Source organism: Arcobacter lacus (assembly GCF_003063295.1).
GTDB lineage: Bacteria > Campylobacterota > Campylobacteria > Campylobacterales > Arcobacteraceae > Aliarcobacter > Aliarcobacter lacus.
Genome location: NZ_MUXF01000010.1, coordinates 69,310 through 86,492 on the forward strand (window position 1 = coordinate 69,310; position 17,183 = coordinate 86,492).

Consider the following 17,183-nt stretch of genomic DNA (forward strand, 5'->3'; position numbering starts at 1 on the left):
TTTTGTTATAATCTTATATTATGAACGACTTAAGGAAATGAAATAGATGAATTATATAAAAATATTAGGCTCAAGTGGAAGTAAATCAAAGAACTTAGGAACAACATCATTCCAAATATCAAAAGATATTATTATTGATACAGGAAATGTTATTAATATTTTAGGTGATAAATCTTCACTAATAAATCATATATTTTTAACTCATTCACATTCTGACCACATAGTCGATTTACCTTTTTTATTAGATAGTTTTTTTGAAAACAGAAAAGAAACTCTTACTATTTATGCTTCAAAAGAAACGATTGAAGTTTTAAAAGAACATACTTTTAATGATAAAGTTTGGCCTGATTTTTCTAAAATAAATTTAATTGGAAGTGAAAAGAAATCCTTAGCTTTCAAGGAAATAAAAGAAAATGAAGAAACTATTATTGATAACTATAGAATAAAAGCTATAAATGCAATACATATTGAAGGTTCATTTGGATTTGTTATTACAAAAGATGAAAAAGAGGCTTATATTATAAGTGGTGACACATATATAAATGAAAAAATAGTTGAGGAGATAAATTTAAATCAAAAAATAAAATTGTTGATTATTGAGTGTTCTTTTCCAAATAGAATGGAAAAACTTGCATTTGATAGTAAACATTTAACGCCAAATACATTAAAAGAGATGTTAAATAAAATAAATAGAGATATTCAAATATTTATTTACCATATTAAACATTTATATTTAGAAGAGATAAAAACTCAATTAAATGAAATAAAAGTTTTTAAAAATGGTGGAAAAATTTTAGAAGATGGAGATATTATTCATATAAATAGTGGGAAAATAGATTATGAATTATTGGACCATACAATATTTGAAAGAATTATGAATATAAATTTAGAATTATCAAGTGAATTGGATAAAGATAAATTATACGAAATGATTTTAACTTTAACTAGAGAACTAACTCATAGTGATGGAGGAACTTTATATATAAAATCTGATGATAAAAAATATTTAGATTTTAAAATAGTTCAAAATGATAGTTTGAACATTTATTTGGGAGGAAAAGAGAAAATTTCTTGGAACTCTTTACCTTTATACTTGGAAGATGGAGAAGAAAATAAATCTATGGTTGCTGTTGTTTCTGCTTTAGAAAATAGAATTATTAATATTCCAGATGTTTATGAGTGCGAAAACTATAACTTTGAAGGTACAAAAAACTTTGATAAGTCAACGGGGTATCGATCAAAATCGATGTTAGTTATTCCTTTAATAAACCATGAAAAAGATGTAATAGGAGTAATACAACTAATAAATAAAAATATAAATCAAACAGAAACAATTTCGTATAATGAATATGATGAAAAAATAATAAAAGCATTATCTTCTCAAGCTGCGATGGCTTTAACAAATAGTCAATTAATACTTAGTTTAGAAAAGTTTTTAGAATCTTTTGTTTCTACAATAGCAAGTGCAATAGATGCAAAATCAAAACATACTTTAAATCATATTACTAAAATGGCAAAATTAGCACCATTAATTGCACAATCAATCTCTTTAGATGAAACTGTTTATAACAATGTAAAATATTCAAAAAACAATTTAAAAGAGATAGAATTAGCAGCAAAACTTCATGATATTGGTAAAATTTCAATGCCAGAATGGATTATTGATAAAGCTACAAAACTACAACATGTGGTTGATGGAATAGAAATAATCAAAGAGAGAATAGAAATTTTAAAAAGAGATTTTGAAATAGAATATCTAAAAAATATTATTACAAAAGAAGAATATGAAGTTAAGATTTCTAATTTAGAAGATGATTTTAGATTTATTGAAAAATCTAATATTGGTTCAGAATTTATGAAAAAAGAAGATTTGGAAAAAATTGAAAAAATATCTTCATACAAATATTTAAAAAATGGTGAATTAATTTCTTTAATAAATGAAAGAGAAAAATATAATCTATCAATTCAAAAAGGTACTTTGACAAATGAAGAGAAAGATAAGATGAACTCTCATGCACAACTTTCTTATGATATGTTATCAGTCTTGCCTTTCCCTAAAAAATATGAAAATGTAATGCATATTGCTGTAAATCATCATGAAAAATTAAATGGAAAAGGTTATCCAAGAGGATTAAGTGAAGAAGAGCTGGTTTTAGAAGATAGAATTATGATTTTAGCTGATATTTTTGAAGCTTTGACATCAAATGATAGACCATATAAAGAGACTAAAAAACTTTCAGAAGTATTTAGAATTTTGGATTTTATGGTAAAAGATGGAGAAATTGATGGAAAATTATTAGCTTTTTTTAAAGATAGTGAAGCTTTAAAAACTTATATAGATGAAGAGTTATTAAAAGAGCAAATAGATGATTTTAAATAAAAAAATAAAAAAGTTTTCAATATATTTTACTTTATCTTTATCTTTATCACTGTTTCTTTCAGCTTTTTATATATTTTTCCCTGCCTTGCCTGATTCTTTAGATAATAGATTAAGAGATTATTTATTTACAATTAGAGGAGAACTTCCTAATAATGAAAATATAGTTATAGTTGATATCGATGAAGATTCGATTAAAAATTTAGGACAATGGCCTTGGAGTAGGGATAAACTAGCCAAAATCTTAGAAAATTTAACTTTAGCTAATGTTGGAATAGTTGGATTTGATATTGTTTTTGCAGAAGAAGATAGAACTTCTCCACATAAAATTTTACAAGATTTAAAAATTGTAAAAAAAGATGCTTCTAATTATGATTTGGAGTTTGCAAATGCAGTTGAGAATTCGCCAGTTATCTTAGGTTATCAGTTTGATTTAGTAAAAAAAGATAATTCAAATGTTAAAGTTCCTCAAATTCCAGCAATATTTATAGAAAAAGACAAACCTCAAGATAAAAACTATTTAATAGAAGCTTATAATACTATTTTAAATATACCTCAAATTCAAAATAAAGGTTACTCAAGCGGTTTTTTCAATAATATTCCAGATGATACAGGAATTATAAGAAGTGTTCCATTGATTATTTCATATGATGAAAATATTTATCCTTCTTTAGCTTTGGAAGTTATTAGAGTTATAAACAATGTACAAAAAGTTGTAGTTCAATATGATGAAAATGGAATATCAAATATTGTTTTGGATGATATTTCAATCCCAACTGATAGATATGGAAGAATGTTAATAAACTTTAGAGGTGCTGAAAGAAGTTTTAAATATATTAGTGCAGTTGATGTTTATAATAATAGTTTTGATAAAAATGATATAGATGGAAAAATTGTGCTTATAGGAACTAGTGCAGCTGGACTTTTTGATTTAAGAGCAACCCCATTTGATTCTATTTTTCCTGGAGTTGAAGTTCATGCAAATATAATAGATAATATTTTAATGCAAGATTTTATTTATAAAGCATCATGGCTTGATGGTACAAATATTTTAATAATATTTATTTTATCTTTTATAGTAGTAATGTTTACAACTTATACTGCTTTTTGGGCAAATCCTGTAATTTTTGTCTCTTTTACTATAAGTTATCTTTTTTTAGTTTATAACTTATTATTTGACTATGGAATTGTTTTAAATATACTTTTTCCTATAGCTACAGTTTTAATTGCATCTATTATGACTACTTTATTTGATTATTTTTATAATATAAAAAAAGAAGAGGCTATAAAAGCAAAATTTGCCTCAAAAGTTTCAAAAAATGTTATGGATGATATTTTAAAAAATATTGATAAAAATGAGTTTAGTGCAAAAAGTAAAGAAGTAACAATATTTTTTAGTGATATTAGAGGATTTACAAATATTTCGGAAAAACTTGATGCAAAAGAGTTAATAAGTTTTTTAAATAGATATATGCAACCTATGAGTGAAATTATTATCAAATATCAAGGAACTATTGATAAATTTATTGGTGATGCCATTATGGCTTATTGGAATGCTCCAATTGATATAAAAAATCATTGTGATTTAGCTTTAAAAGCAAGTCTTGAACAACTTGAAGTATTAGAAAAGTTAAATGTTGAACTTCAAAAAGAGAATTTACCAAAAATAGATATAGGAATAGGTCTAAATACAGGAACTGTTATCGTTGGTGAAATGGGAAGTAGTTTAAGAAGTGATTATACAGTTATAGGAGATACAATAAATCTTGGTTCAAGAGTTGAATCTTTATGTAAATATTATGATTCTAAGTTAAATATTTCAAACTTTACGAAAGATAAATTACAAGAAAAATATATATTTAGATTTTTAGATTTGGTAAAAGTAAAAGGAAAAAATGAACCAGTTGAAATCTGGCAAGTTTTAGGAAAAGGTGAAGCAAAAGAAAGTTTAAAAGAAGAGTTAGACTTATATCATAAAGCAATAGAGTTTTACAAAAATAGTGATTTTATAAATGCATTAGAAATATTTGAAAGTTTAGAAAACAATGAAAATAAAACAAATAAAAATATTTATAAGATTTATATAACTAGATGTAAAGAGTTTATAAAAACACCACCAAAGAATTTTGATGGTGTTTATGAGCATACAACAAAAGCTTAGAAAGAGTAGTAAATATTTGATTTTACTACATATTTATCATATTCATAGATATTTTGATTAGAGTCATTATTTATATATCTAAAAGTTGCTCCTAAAGAGAGATTTTTATTTATAGATTGAATAACTCCTAAATCATAAATAACTTTGTCATTTTTTCTTTTGTTTCCATATAAAAACTCTTCATTTTCTTTATAAATATCTTTATATAGTTCAATGCCATTTGTTAAGATTGTACTTTTTGTAAGTGGATACATATTTTCATATCTTAAACTTGCAAAGTCATAATCCACATTATAGTGGCTTCCTTTATCTTTATTATCTGTTCCAAATGTAAAACTAAATGTATTTATTCCAAAATCTTGTGTTAAGAATGCAAGACTATTTTGTAATTCATAATATGTTGAATCTCTAAATTCATATTGCGTTTGTTTAAAATCTTTTTTGATTAATTTTAGTTTAGTTTTATACATCAAATTTGCATCAATTTGATAGTCAAATGATGGAGTTAGAATATAATTATTCAAATAAGTGCTATTGTCTAACCAAACATAATTATAATCAAATGCTAAAGATAGTTTCGATTTTTGCGTATAGTAAGACAATCCAGTTCCAAAAACAGTAAGACTTAAATCATTATCATATTCGTTGTTATATTTTTGAATATAACCAACAAATCTATTATCAATAGTTAAATCATCTTTTAGTTTGTATGTATGATTTAAAGCAAGAATATACTCTGTAACGTGATCACTTTTTTTATCTTCTATACTTAAAGGAATATTTCCCCAATATGCATAATCATCACTTGAATTATTATCTACATTTGAGTCAAATCCATATCCAAAACCTAAAGTTGTTTTTATAAAATTTTTTTGAGATTTTTTGTCAAGTGAATTTAAAGTAAATTCGATATTTTTTCTAACATTTTGGGGTAAATCAGGCTCTTTTAAAACCTCTTCATATAAAGCTTTTGCTTCATCGTATTGTTTTAGTTGAAAATATGTTTGAGCAAGTTCTAGTTTTACTCTATTGTTATTTGGATTCTCTTTTAACATACTTTTGTATAAATTTAAAGCTTCACTAAATTTACCTATTTCATAAGCGCTTCTTGCAAGCATAAAAGTTGTATCAGATGATAATTTATTTTCTTTTGTATATTGTTGAAGAAGGATATAACTATCTTGAAATAATCTATTTTGATAACTCTCAATAGCCTTTTGAAAATGCTCATTTGAGTAATTCTCATTTGCTAAAACTGAAGTTAAAGAAACAGTACTTAAAATGAAAGATGATAATAATTTTTTATTCATAGTTTTACCTTGTTGCTGAGAATGTTCCACTTAGTGATGAAACACCTGGATCTTGCATATTTATAGTACCACTTACACTACTAATGTTTTGACCATAAAATTTCCCATTTATGTAGCTATCACTATAATCTGAAGCCGAAAATCCATCTTTATCTATAGTGCTAGTGAAAAAAGTACCGCTATAATTTCTTAATTGGTTCGTACTAAAAGTATAATTTCCATCTATATAATTACTACCTCCTCCCAAATAAATATTAAGAAAAATAGAGTTACTTACAATAGTTTCCCCTGGATTTAAGTTTGTCGAAGAGATTGTTCCTGAAAAAGATAGTTGAGTAGAATTTGCTGCATCTATTAAACTTTGAACATAAGAAGGATCAGTTACACTGAGTACACTATTATTAGTTGCATCTTGAATCGAATTATTTAAAGCTGCATTATTCTTTTCATCTAGCAAAGCTTGTAAATCTTCATTCCAATCTCCCCAAGAGTTTTGATTATCAACATTTTCTTGATTATTTAAACCTGGATTTTCTAAGGCTAAAGGAGAACTTGGATTGTTATTGAAGTTATTAGTATTAGAATTATTATTTTGATTATTTACATTTAATCTTTCATCTATATCATTTAAAGTATCATTTTGAAGAGGTAAAGCAACAGATGGTCTTTGATTTGCAAATATATTTATATAATTTCCAGCAGGAACATCTACTGAAATACCATTTGAAAGAACAACGATTCTTCCTTGTGTACAAACTATTCTATTTTCATCACCATAAAATTCAGTTCCTCTAATACCAATTGAAGCAGATTTTGTTTTTAGTTTAAATTTATCTGGATTAACTTTTCCAATTTGTCCAGTTATTGTATGGAAAGCTCCTTTTAAGACATTTAATTCTGTTTTAGCTTCTTTTGAGTTAAATATATACTCTTCTATATTTAAACTAGACTCTTTTCCTATAGTAACAATAGTGTTGTCAATAAAAGTAATTTTTATTTTTGAGTTTACTTGAGTAGAAATAATATCTTTATTCTCTACTTTATCACCCATATTTGCATTAAGAGTTTGTCCATTCCTTAGAATAGTAGCTTTCCCTTCAACTAAAGAAACTGTTCCTACATTTGCAAATAAAAAAGAAGCAAATAAAAGCAGTAATGTAAATATTTTTAGCATGATTTTCCCTTGTGCTTTTTATAATAATAATAATAAAAGATATTTATAATAATATCAAAATAATTTTTTTATAATCTTAAAATATTATTAAATAGGTAAAAAATTATTTTTCTTATTAAATTGTAATCGACTTTAGGCTATAATCCGCCGATTTTAAAAAAAACAATAGGGAGGTTGCATAACTTATGGGTCCAATTACTCTTACAGATGATACGATATTATCTACAAATATAGTTATTGCAGTTGTATTACTAGTTTTATTTCTTACTTTTAAGAAATCTCAACATACAGATGTTTTTCCAATATCAGTTACAAATGAGTTAAAAGGTTTAGGAATATTAACAGTTGTATTTGCACACTTTGCATATATGAAAGTTACAAATGCTGACTTTTTATTTCCATTGTCAATTATAGCTGGAGTTGGAGTTGATCTATTCTTATTTATGTCAGGATATGGACTAAGTGTTGGAATGCTTAAAAGACCTATGAAAACTCTTGATTTTTATAAAAAAAGAGTAATAAAAATCTTTATTCCATTTTGGGTAGCTTTAATCATCATTTTTGCAGCAGATGCAATATTTTTAAAAGAGTATTATATGGCTACATCTTTAACTACAACAGGTGAAGGTGGTTCAATTGCTCTTTATATATTTAGATCAATGTTAGGATTTTTCCCAACTGCATTAGGTTTTGGAGATGTTAACTCACCATTTTGGTATATTACATGGATGATAATGTTTTATTTATTATTTCCAATCGTATTTTTCAAAGAGAAACCATGGTTGACAGCTCTTATATTAGCTGTTATTGCAACAATTATTGGAACATTTAATCCTGGAGATTTAGGAGATAATTGGCTTCATAGATTACACACTTTAGCGTTTCCTATGGGAATAATCGCTGCTTGGTTACTTCAAGTAAAAGAGGGTGAAGAAAACAAGTTTGTTACTTTTATAAAAGAGTTTAGACTAAAAAAAGTTGGATTAGTAAGATATTTAATCATTGCTTTAATGTTTGTAGTTGTTTATTATGTATCACTACATACAACAGCAAATTCTTGGCCAACACTAAGTGCAATTTTTGTAAAAGGTTTCTATGTTGAACAATTAATGTCTTTAGTTATTATGATGGCATTTATTGTGATTTTTGTACTTAAAAAAGTTGATAATAAATTTTTAGCAATTTATGGAGTTTATTCTTACGAAGTATATTTAATCCACTGGCCTTTAATTGGAAGATATGATTTCTTCTTTGACTATTTACCATCTTGGGCTGCTGTTATTTGTTGGTTAGTTGCATTTATTTTAGTAAGTATGTTATTAAATAAAATTGTTAAACCAATCAGCGCTTGGGTTGATAAAATAGCAAAATAATCTTTTAAAAGTAAGCTTTTAAGCTTACTTTTTTTATAACATATGAAAATAGAAAACTTAAAAAAACTTATACAAAATAATCTCGAAAATAAAACATTTGAAATCAAAAGAGTTTTTCACGGACGTGGCAATTTTTACGAAGATTTTAATTATTTAACAGTTGATAGTTTAAATGAGATTTTATTTGCTACCTTTTTTGAAGAAAGTAGCGATGAAAATGAAATCATAAAAGCTTTAAAAGATATTGCAAATGCTTATAACTATAAAACATTTATTGTGCAAAAAAAATATAAAAAAGATGAATTAAATGAAGCTATTATTGGAGAAATTCCTCCTTTTTATATCGTGGTTGAGAATGGTTTAAAATATAAAATTAACTTTTTTAACAAAAATATCGGAATTTTTTTAGATATGAAAATAGGGCGTGAATATATAAGTTCTATTTGTAATGATAAAAATATTCTAAATCTTTTTTCTTATACTTGTGCCTTTTGTGTCGTTGCAATAAATGCAAAAGCAAAACAAGTTGTAAATGTAGATATGGCAAAAGGTGCTTTAACAACTGGAAGAGAAAATCATCATCTAAATAACCTTGATACTAAAAAAGTAAAATTTATGCCTTATGATATTTTAAAATCATGGAATAGAATAAAAAAAGAAGGACCTTATGATATTATCATAATTGATCCTCCATCTTTTCAAAAAGGAAGTTTTGCAGCAACAAAAGATTATGAAAAAATCATAAAAAAACTTCCTGAACTTGCAAGCGAAAACTGTATAGTTTTATCGTGTTTAAATGCTCCTGAACTTGATAGTGATTTTATAAAACAGAAATTTGAAGAGTTTGCTCCTACTTTTAAATTTGAAAAAAGACTAGAAAATTTAAAAGAATTTATCACAAATAATGAAGAAAAATCATTAAAGAATCTTATATTTAAAAAACAGAACTCTAATTAATTTTTAGTTAAAATCTTAGCTTTATTTTAGGGAGACAAAATGATAGAAAAAAATCGTTGGCTTATGGCATTAAGTGCTGTAGGAGTACATATTTGTATAGGTTCAGTATATGCTTGGAGTGTTTATGTAAAACCAATCCAAACTCAAATGCAATGGGATTTAACAGATGTTACTATTGCATTTAGTATTGCTATTTTCTTTTTAGGACTTAGTGCTGCACTTATGGGAAAATTTGTTGAAAAAAATGGTCCAAGAGTTTCAGCAATCATCGCAGCTTCACTTTTTGGTTTAGGAACTATGGGTTCTGGACTTGCAATAATGATGGAATCAAAGATGCTTTTATACTTTTTTTATGGAGTATTGGGTGGTTGTGGTTTAGGAATAGGATATATTTCACCAGTTTCAACACTTGTAAAATGGTTTCCAGATAAAAGAGGTATGGCAACTGGACTTGCTATTATGGGATTTGGATTTGCTTCTGCTGTTTGGGGACCAGCAATCAAAATCTTAATTGAAGCAGTTGGAATAGCTGGAACATTTTTTATTTTAGGTGCTATTTATTTTGTGGTTATGTTTTCATCGGCACTTTATTTAGAAAAACCACATGATGAGTATTTACCTAAAAAATTTGAGCAAAAAATCAAAGAGGGTAAGAAAAAACTAAAAGAGGATTTAGAAAATCTATCTTTAGCACAAGCTATTAAAACACCAAGATTTTATGGTCTTTGGGTGATGCTATTTATAAATATTACTTGTGGTATTGCTATTATTGGAGTTGCATCTCCTTTATTACAAGAAGTTTTAGGAATATCTGCTATTGCAGCAGCTGCAGCTGTTGGTTTAATGGGAATTTTTAATGGAGCAGGAAGACTTGTTTGGGCAGCAATAAGTGATTATATCACTCGTCCTGTTGTTTATGTAATATTTTTTGCTACTCAAATAGTAGCTTTTTATATGTTGCCATCGATTACTGAAATCGTAGTATTTCAAGTTGTTTTATATTTCATAATGACTTGTTATGGTGGAGGATTTGCTTCAATTCCTGCATATATTGGAGATATTTTTGGTACAAAAGAGCTTGGTGCAATTCATGGTTATATTTTAACAGCTTGGGCGGCAGCTGGACTTGTTGGACCACTTATTATTTCAATAGTAAAAGATAGAACTGGAAGTTATTCTGAAACACTTTATGTTTTTGCAGGATTTTTTATAATTGCATTTATTGTTTCAATAGCAATGATTATAAATATTAAGTCAATAAAAAGAAAAAAAGCAAATAAACACTAAAAGTTGTTCCAAAAGTATATAAGAATTGTCAATTTTTATATTTATATAAAAGCCTTATAAATATAATCTGAAGCAATTTTTATATAAGGATAACACTATGAAAAAGACAATATTTTCTTTTTTTGTTGCTGCTGCTATTGCAAATGCACACTTTTTAACAACAATTTCAAGTACAGATAATGTAAATGATAAAAAAGAGGCAAATATCAAAATAGATGCTATGTTTATTCATCCATTTGAACAAACTGGTATGACTATGGAAAAACCAGTTGGTATTTATTTAGAATCAACAAAAAATGCTTTACCTTTAACTCAAACAAAAAAGTTTGATCATAAAGCTTGGGCTACAAATTATGAGATTAAAAAACCAGGTGTTTATAAATTTTTTGTTGAACCACAACCATATTTTGAACCAGCAGAAGAAAAATATATTTCTCATGTTCCAAAAATAATAGTTAGTGCTTTTGGAGTTGAAGATGGTTGGGATGAGCCATTAGGTTTAAAATATGAGATTATTCCTATGGTAAAACCTTTTGCTTTATATTCTGGAAATCTTTTTCAAGGAAAAGTTTTACATGATGGAAAACCAGCATCAAATGTAGAAGTGGAAGTTGAATTATATAATGAATTTGGACTAAAAGCTCCAAGTGATGCTCATATAACACAAGTTGTAAAAACTGATGACAATGGAGTTTTTTCATTTGTTATGAATCACAAAGGTTGGTGGGGATTTGCAGCACTAATTGAAGAAGGTGAAAAAGATTTTGAAGGTAAAAAATATCCAATTGAAAATGGTGCATTACTTTGGATAAAAGCATACTAAAATGCATATAAGCGATGGAATAATCAGTATTGAAGTAGCAACTGTTAGTGCAGTTGCTACTTTAGCTTTTTGCGTTTACTCATTTAAAAACTTAACAAATGAAAAAATAGCTTTAGTTGCTTCAATGAGTGCTTTGTTTTTTGTAACTTCATTTATTCACATTCCTTTTGGAGTTACTCAAATACATCTTATGCTTATAGGTTTTATTGGTATTTTTTTAGGAAGTTTAGCTTTTATTAGTATTGCTATTGCTTTGATACTTCAAGCTTTACTTTTAGGTTTTGGAGGAATTAGCTCTCTTGGAGCAAATATTTTAGTTATGGCACTTCCAGCGTATTTAGTATATTTGATATTTAAACTAGAAATTTTAAAAAAATTAAATGAAAAAGTTAAATTCTTTTTAGTTGGATTTTTAGGAGTTTTTATCTCAAGTTTACTTTTATTTACTGTTTTAGTTTTTTCAAAAGATGAATATCTAGCTGTTGCTTATTCTATAATTGCAGTAAATATTCCTACTATGATTTTAGAAGGAATAGTAACTATGTTTTTACTACTTTATATCAAAAAAAGTATGCCAAAACTTTTAAAGGAAACAAGTTTATGAAGAAGTTTTTATTAATATCAATCATTCCTATTTTTCTATTTGCACATAAAATAAATCTATTTTTAGATTATGAAAATGGAAATCTATTTATCAATTCATATTTTGCAAATGCAAAAGGTTGTATAAACTGTAAGTTTGAGATAAAAGATAAAGATGGAAATCTTATATTTTCTGATGTTTTAAATGAAAATGGCGAGTACAATTACAAAACAAATATCGAAGAACTTACTGTTTTAGTTGATGCAGGAGCAGGGCATATAGTTTCAAAAGAGGTAAAAGAGACTATAAAAGATGAAAAAGTTGAAGTTAATAGCAATGATGAAATAAATAAACTTCAAGAAGAGAATAGACAACTAAAAAATCATATCAAAGTTTTAGAAGAACAACTAAACTATTTTGAGATTTTTAAAGTTATTTTTGGGCTTATTTTAATAGCATTAATTTTTATTTTTCTAAAAAGAGTTAAACGTTGAGATTTAATCCTGCTATTTCACTTATTTGTGCTTTTATTTTTACTTTAGGTGCAAGTTTTTCTAACTTTAATATATATTTTTTATTACCTATAATTTTTTTAGTAGCTGTTAATTTTTCTAACTCTTTAGAAGTTTTAAAAAAGCTACTATTTTTAAATCTATTTATTTTTACAATTTTTATTTTTGTTTGGTTTCAAGCTGATTTTTATGAAGCTATAAATATCTATTTACGAACAAATATCATCATATTTTTTAACTTATTGCTGTTTTTTGACTCAAAAGGTTTGGATATTATAAGAGGATTCTTTTTACTTAAATTTCCAAAAAAATTCATAAGTGCATTTTATTTTACTTGGAAGATGATAATAGAACTTCAAAATGAGTTCAAAAATATCAAAATATCTTTGGTTTCAAGAAATTTTAGTAATAAAACTAGCCTTTTTACCTATCAAACTTATGGTAATATTTTGGGCTTACTTTTTATAAAATCTATGCAAAAAGCACAAAATCTAAAAGATAGTTTTGATTTAAGAGGTTTTAATGGAGAGATTTATCTAAATAGTGATTTTTCTTTGTCAAAATATGACTATGTTTTACTATTTATTACAATATTTACTTTAATTTTAAAGGTTTTTTTATGAGTTGTTCAATCACACTTAAAAATGTTTCATATAAAAATGAAAATACTATTTTATTTGAAAATATAAATCTAAATGTAGGACACGAAGAAAAAATAGCAATCATAGGCTCAAATGGAGTTGGCAAAAGTACACTTTTAAAAATCATCGCAGGAATTGAAAGCTGTTTTGATGGAACTTTAGAACTTTTTCACAATCCTATAAAATCAAAAAATGACTATAAAAAGTTTCGTTTTGAAGTTGGATATTTACCTCAAGATATTAGTAGCTTTTTTTTATGTCCAACTGTTATTGAAGATGTGATGTTTAGCTTAAGAACTTTAGGAACTTGCAAAGATGAAGCAAGAACAAAAGCTTTAGAAATATTAAAAGAGTTAGATATTTTACACTTAGAAAATAGGGTTATTTACGAGTTAAGTGGAGGTGAACAAAAGATAGTTGCACTTGCTGGAATACTTATAAAAAATCCAAAAATCTTGCTTTTAGATGAACCTACAAATGCTTTAGATGAACAAACTCAAAATAAAATAATAGATATTTTAAACTCACAAAAAAAATCTATGATTATCATCTCTCATCATAAATCTTTTATAGAAAAACTTGCTCCTACTATTTATAAACTTGAAAATGAGTTGTTACACAAAATTTAATAAAAATAAACTACTCTTAATTATAATCAAAGTATTATTTTTTCATACTCAAAAATTAAAATTATAAGGGAATTATGAAAAAATTATATATTATAAAATGTGGTTCAACTTTTGAATCTATAAAAAGTGAGTTTTATGATTTTGAAGATTGGATTATAAATAAGTTTGAAAATAAAAATATAGATGTATCAGTTATTGATGCTCAAAAAAGTGCTATTTTACCAACTCTTACTAAAACAGATGCAGTTATTTTAACAGGTTCTCATAGTATGGTTACAGATGAAGAAACTTGGAGTTTAGAACTTGAAAAATGGTTAGAAGATGTGGTAAATAAAGAAATCCCACTTTTAGCTATTTGTTATGGACACCAACTTCTAGCAAAAAGTTTAGGAGGAGTTTCTGGTTATCATAAAGCTGGTATGGAGATTGGAACAGTTGAGATAAACTTAGATGAAAATGCTAAAAATGACACTATTTTTTCAAAACTTGAAAATAGTTTCAAAGCTCATACTATACATTCTCAAACAGTTTTAGAACTTCCAAAAGGTGCTATTAGATTGGCTTCAAATAGCCATGATAAAAATCATAGTTTTAAAGTTGGAAGTTGTGCTTGGGGAGTTCAGTTTCATCCTGAATTTGATAAAAATGTTATGAGTTTATATATAAAAGAAGTTTCTAAAAAAAAGGATATCAATAGTGAAAAACTTTTAAATCAAGTAGATGATACTTATATTGCAACTTCTATATTAAAAGAGTTTGAAAAACTATTTTTATGATAAAACTCTTCTAATTAGTTTTTAATATATATCCATAATTTACGATATTTTCAATATTCAAATTAGGAACTTTATTTTTAAGTCTAGAAACTATATCTCTTATAGTTGATGATGATACATTTGTTGAATGCCAAATATATTCTCTCATAACATCATAAGAGACATTTTGATTTAAGTTATGGCAAAAAAAGTCTAATAAAACTAGCTCTTTTTTTGTCAAATCAAAAACTTTACCATTTCTTGTGAGTGTTTTTGTATCAAAGTTATAAGAATAATCTTCATTTATTCGTACTATACTTGATTTGTCATCTATGCTTTTATTAGTTTTTTCATTAAATCGACTTAAGATTTTTATAGCTACATTTATTGTAGCTTCAACTTCTTGAGAACTAAAAGGTTTAACTAAATATCCAAAAACATTACTCTCTTTTGCTTCATTTATGGTATCTGCATCTGCGTAAGCAGTAGTGTAAACTATCGGTATAAAAGAGTTTTTATTTATCAATTTAGCTAGTTTTATACCATCTAAATTACCTTCTATATTTATATCCATTAAAATTAAATCAATTTTATTATTTTTTACACTTTCTAAACAACCTTGCGAATTTTTAGCTTCAAAAATATTTTTAAAATTTAGTGAAATAAGAATATTTTTTAAATATTCAGAAGCTATGATTTCATCTTCTACAATCAATATATTATAATTCTCAAATTTCATAATTTCCTCTTATTTCAAATGATAACATAAAAATATTTCCTTCATTAAAGTAGTTTTCATATTTGCAATTAGCCAATTTAGAAGCAAAGTCTTTCACAAGCTTCAATCCCAAACCTTCTTCTACTTCTTGAAGATTAAAACCTGCACCATTATCTTTTATCTCAAGAACATATTTGTTATTTTGTTTTTTTAAAGACAAAGAAATAACTATATCTTCCGAGTTCTTATGATGTTTTATACTATTGTTTATTATTTCATTTATTATGATACTCAAAGAGATTATTTCGTCAAGTTCTAGGTGTAAATCTTCGATAATAGAACTGATATTTATTTTACTATTTGTGTAGGAGTGACTTATATTTTGGATAATGTCTTTTAAATAGTCTTTTACTTTTATTTTTTTCAAATCTTTTGAAGTATATAAAAGATATTCGTGAATTTTTGACATAGATTTTATACGATTCATTAGTTCTGAAAATATATCTGTATTTTTGTGTTTTTGACTTTCAAAATGCAAAATACCAATAATCATATGAAAGTTATTTTTTACTCTATGTAAAATCTCTTTTAGTAAAAGTTCTCTTTCCTTTAAAAGATTTGAAAGTTTGTTATTTGTAAGTGTTAGTTCATCTGTTCTTTTTATAACTTCATTTTTTAAGATATTTTCTTGATTGATTTTGATATTTATAAGTTCTTCTTGCGATTGTATTTCTTTATTTTTCATATCGTTATATCTACTTATTATCATAATAGAAAAGATTATATTTTCCAAAGTTGTAGCAAAAACTAAACCATATCTAGTTAGATTTGTATATCCAAGTTTTCCTTGTATCATAAGTAAAAATAGCATTGCTAAACAAAAATATAAAAGTAGAGCCAAAGTATAGTAAACACTTTTTTTGTGTCCTTTAAAATAAAGATATATAGATAAAGGTAAAAAAACAACGATTATTAGTAATGACATTATATTTAAGATTTGATTCCAAGGTTGATAATCAAAAATAAGTATAAAACCTATTAAAAAATATGGAATAGAAAACAGTCTTAAATATTTATGATATTTACTTAAGTATTTTTTAGTATTTAGATATTCAAGCGAAAAAAGGATCAAAAAACCTTCTAAAAATGCCGCAGATGATTGAAGAACATAGATATACTCTTCAAGATTTACAAAAGATAACAAACCACTCATTTTGATTAGATATATAATATTGAAAAATGTATATCCTGAATAATAGTAATAAATCTTTTCTCTTAAAGATATCCATAATCCTAGACTAAAAATAAGTATTATAGATGTTGTGCCAAATATAAGTAAATAAATATTATTCATATCAAGAAAGCTGTTTATTTTAAAATAGTTCTCTTTTAAAATTGAAACTTTTCCAAAATATGAATATTTTCCATTTAATAAAATAAAAATCTCATATTTACTATTTTTTTCAAGATTTAGTTTAAATGATAGTTTGTTGTATCTAACTTCTCTTTTTTCAAGTGGTAAAAATAAACCATTATTTATTTCTATCAATTTTCCGTCTTTTTTATAATATAAATTTGCTTTTTCATAAAAAGTTTCATTTAATGTCAAAATAAAATCTTCATTATCACTTTGATTAAATAAGTTTATTTTTAGCCAAACATTTTGTTTTGAATAGCCCAAAGAAAAACTATTTTTAGAGACATTTTCAAACTCTTTTTTTTCTAAATCATTGATGGTTAGAAGTTCCGTTTTATCGAAGAAATACTCTATTTTAAAATTGTCATAAACAGCTGTTTGATTATCTAAGTTAAGTGTTAAATCTTTTGCATACAAAAAAGACAAGAATATAAAAAAAATAATAAAAAATTTACGCATAAAAACT

15 protein-coding genes are annotated in these 17,183 nt (G+C 25.4%); 11 read left to right on the forward strand and 4 right to left on the reverse strand.

Features of this window, described 5'->3' with window-relative positions:
* Positions 1–46 precede the first annotated feature (46 nt).
* Positions 47–2,380, forward strand: a complete 2,334-nt coding sequence (locus B0175_RS05925) for an HD domain-containing phosphohydrolase (RefSeq protein ID WP_108527721.1) — start codon at positions 47–49, stop codon at positions 2,378–2,380.
* Positions 2,367–4,538, forward strand: coding sequence for a CHASE2 domain-containing protein (locus B0175_RS05930; RefSeq protein WP_108527722.1), 2,172 nt, complete (start codon positions 2,367–2,369; stop codon positions 4,536–4,538). Before B0175_RS05925 ends, B0175_RS05930 begins: the two co-directional genes overlap by 14 nt.
* On the opposite strand, the gene B0175_RS05935 is transcribed toward B0175_RS05930, so the two are convergent.
* Positions 4,535–5,848 carry a tetratricopeptide repeat protein gene (locus B0175_RS05935; protein ID WP_108527723.1) on the reverse strand — a complete coding sequence of 438 codons (1,314 nt, stop codon included), beginning with the start codon at positions 5,846–5,848 and terminating at the stop codon, positions 4,535–4,537. The genes B0175_RS05930 and B0175_RS05935 overlap by 4 nt on opposite strands.
* A gap of 4 nt (positions 5,849–5,852) precedes the next feature.
* Entirely contained in the window at positions 5,853–7,022 is a 1,170-nt protein-coding gene (locus tag B0175_RS05940) for a FecR family protein (protein WP_108527724.1), read from the reverse strand.
* A 185-nt stretch (positions 7,023–7,207) separates the two neighbouring features.
* Between B0175_RS05940 and B0175_RS05945 the strand changes: the two genes are divergently transcribed.
* From B0175_RS05945 to B0175_RS05985, 9 genes are all read left to right on the forward strand, one after another.
* The gene (locus B0175_RS05945) at positions 7,208–8,395 is read left to right on the forward strand and encodes an acyltransferase family protein (RefSeq protein ID WP_108527725.1); all 1,188 of its coding nucleotides are present in this window, start codon (positions 7,208–7,210) and stop codon (positions 8,393–8,395) included.
* 42 nt (positions 8,396–8,437) lie between these two features.
* Positions 8,438–9,352 carry a class I SAM-dependent methyltransferase gene (locus tag B0175_RS05950; RefSeq protein ID WP_108527726.1) on the forward strand — a complete coding sequence of 305 codons (915 nt, stop codon included), beginning with the start codon at positions 8,438–8,440 and terminating at the stop codon, positions 9,350–9,352.
* Positions 9,353–9,391: 39 nt separating this feature from the next.
* Entirely contained in the window at positions 9,392–10,639 is a 1,248-nt protein-coding gene (locus B0175_RS05955; protein WP_108527727.1) for an L-lactate MFS transporter, read from the forward strand.
* Positions 10,640–10,736: 97 nt separating this feature from the next.
* Positions 10,737–11,462, forward strand: coding sequence for a DUF4198 domain-containing protein (locus tag B0175_RS05960; RefSeq protein ID WP_108527728.1), 726 nt, complete (start codon positions 10,737–10,739; stop codon positions 11,460–11,462).
* A gap of 1 nt (position 11,463) precedes the next feature.
* Positions 11,464–12,066 carry a cobalt transporter CbiM gene (gene cbiM, locus B0175_RS05965; protein WP_108527729.1) on the forward strand — a complete coding sequence of 201 codons (603 nt, stop codon included), beginning with the start codon at positions 11,464–11,466 and terminating at the stop codon, positions 12,064–12,066.
* Positions 12,063–12,539 (forward strand): hypothetical protein, encoded by a 477-nt coding sequence (locus B0175_RS05970; RefSeq protein ID WP_108527730.1) that lies wholly within the window; start codon positions 12,063–12,065, stop codon positions 12,537–12,539. Before cbiM ends, B0175_RS05970 begins: the two co-directional genes overlap by 4 nt.
* The gene (locus B0175_RS05975; protein ID WP_108527731.1) at positions 12,536–13,180 is read left to right on the forward strand and encodes an energy-coupling factor transporter transmembrane component T family protein; all 645 of its coding nucleotides are present in this window, start codon (positions 12,536–12,538) and stop codon (positions 13,178–13,180) included. The genes B0175_RS05970 and B0175_RS05975 overlap by 4 nt, the downstream gene beginning before the upstream one ends.
* Positions 13,177–13,827, forward strand: coding sequence for an energy-coupling factor ABC transporter ATP-binding protein (locus B0175_RS05980; protein ID WP_108527732.1), 651 nt, complete (start codon positions 13,177–13,179; stop codon positions 13,825–13,827). The genes B0175_RS05975 and B0175_RS05980 overlap by 4 nt, the downstream gene beginning before the upstream one ends.
* A 74-nt stretch (positions 13,828–13,901) precedes the next feature.
* Complete coding sequence (locus B0175_RS05985) at positions 13,902–14,603, forward strand: glutamine amidotransferase (RefSeq protein ID WP_108527733.1); 702 nt, start codon at positions 13,902–13,904, stop codon at positions 14,601–14,603.
* 10 nt (positions 14,604–14,613) lie between these two features.
* Here B0175_RS05985 and B0175_RS05990 read toward each other — a convergent pair whose 3' ends face one another.
* Together B0175_RS05990 and B0175_RS05995 are read right to left on the reverse strand one after the other, a co-directional pair.
* Positions 14,614–15,321 (reverse strand): response regulator, encoded by a 708-nt coding sequence (locus tag B0175_RS05990; RefSeq protein ID WP_108527734.1) that lies wholly within the window; start codon positions 15,319–15,321, stop codon positions 14,614–14,616.
* Complete coding sequence (locus B0175_RS05995) at positions 15,311–17,176, reverse strand: 7TM diverse intracellular signaling domain-containing protein (protein ID WP_108527735.1); 1,866 nt, start codon at positions 17,174–17,176, stop codon at positions 15,311–15,313. The genes B0175_RS05990 and B0175_RS05995 overlap by 11 nt, the downstream gene beginning before the upstream one ends.
* Between the last annotated feature and the right edge of the window lie 7 nt (positions 17,177–17,183).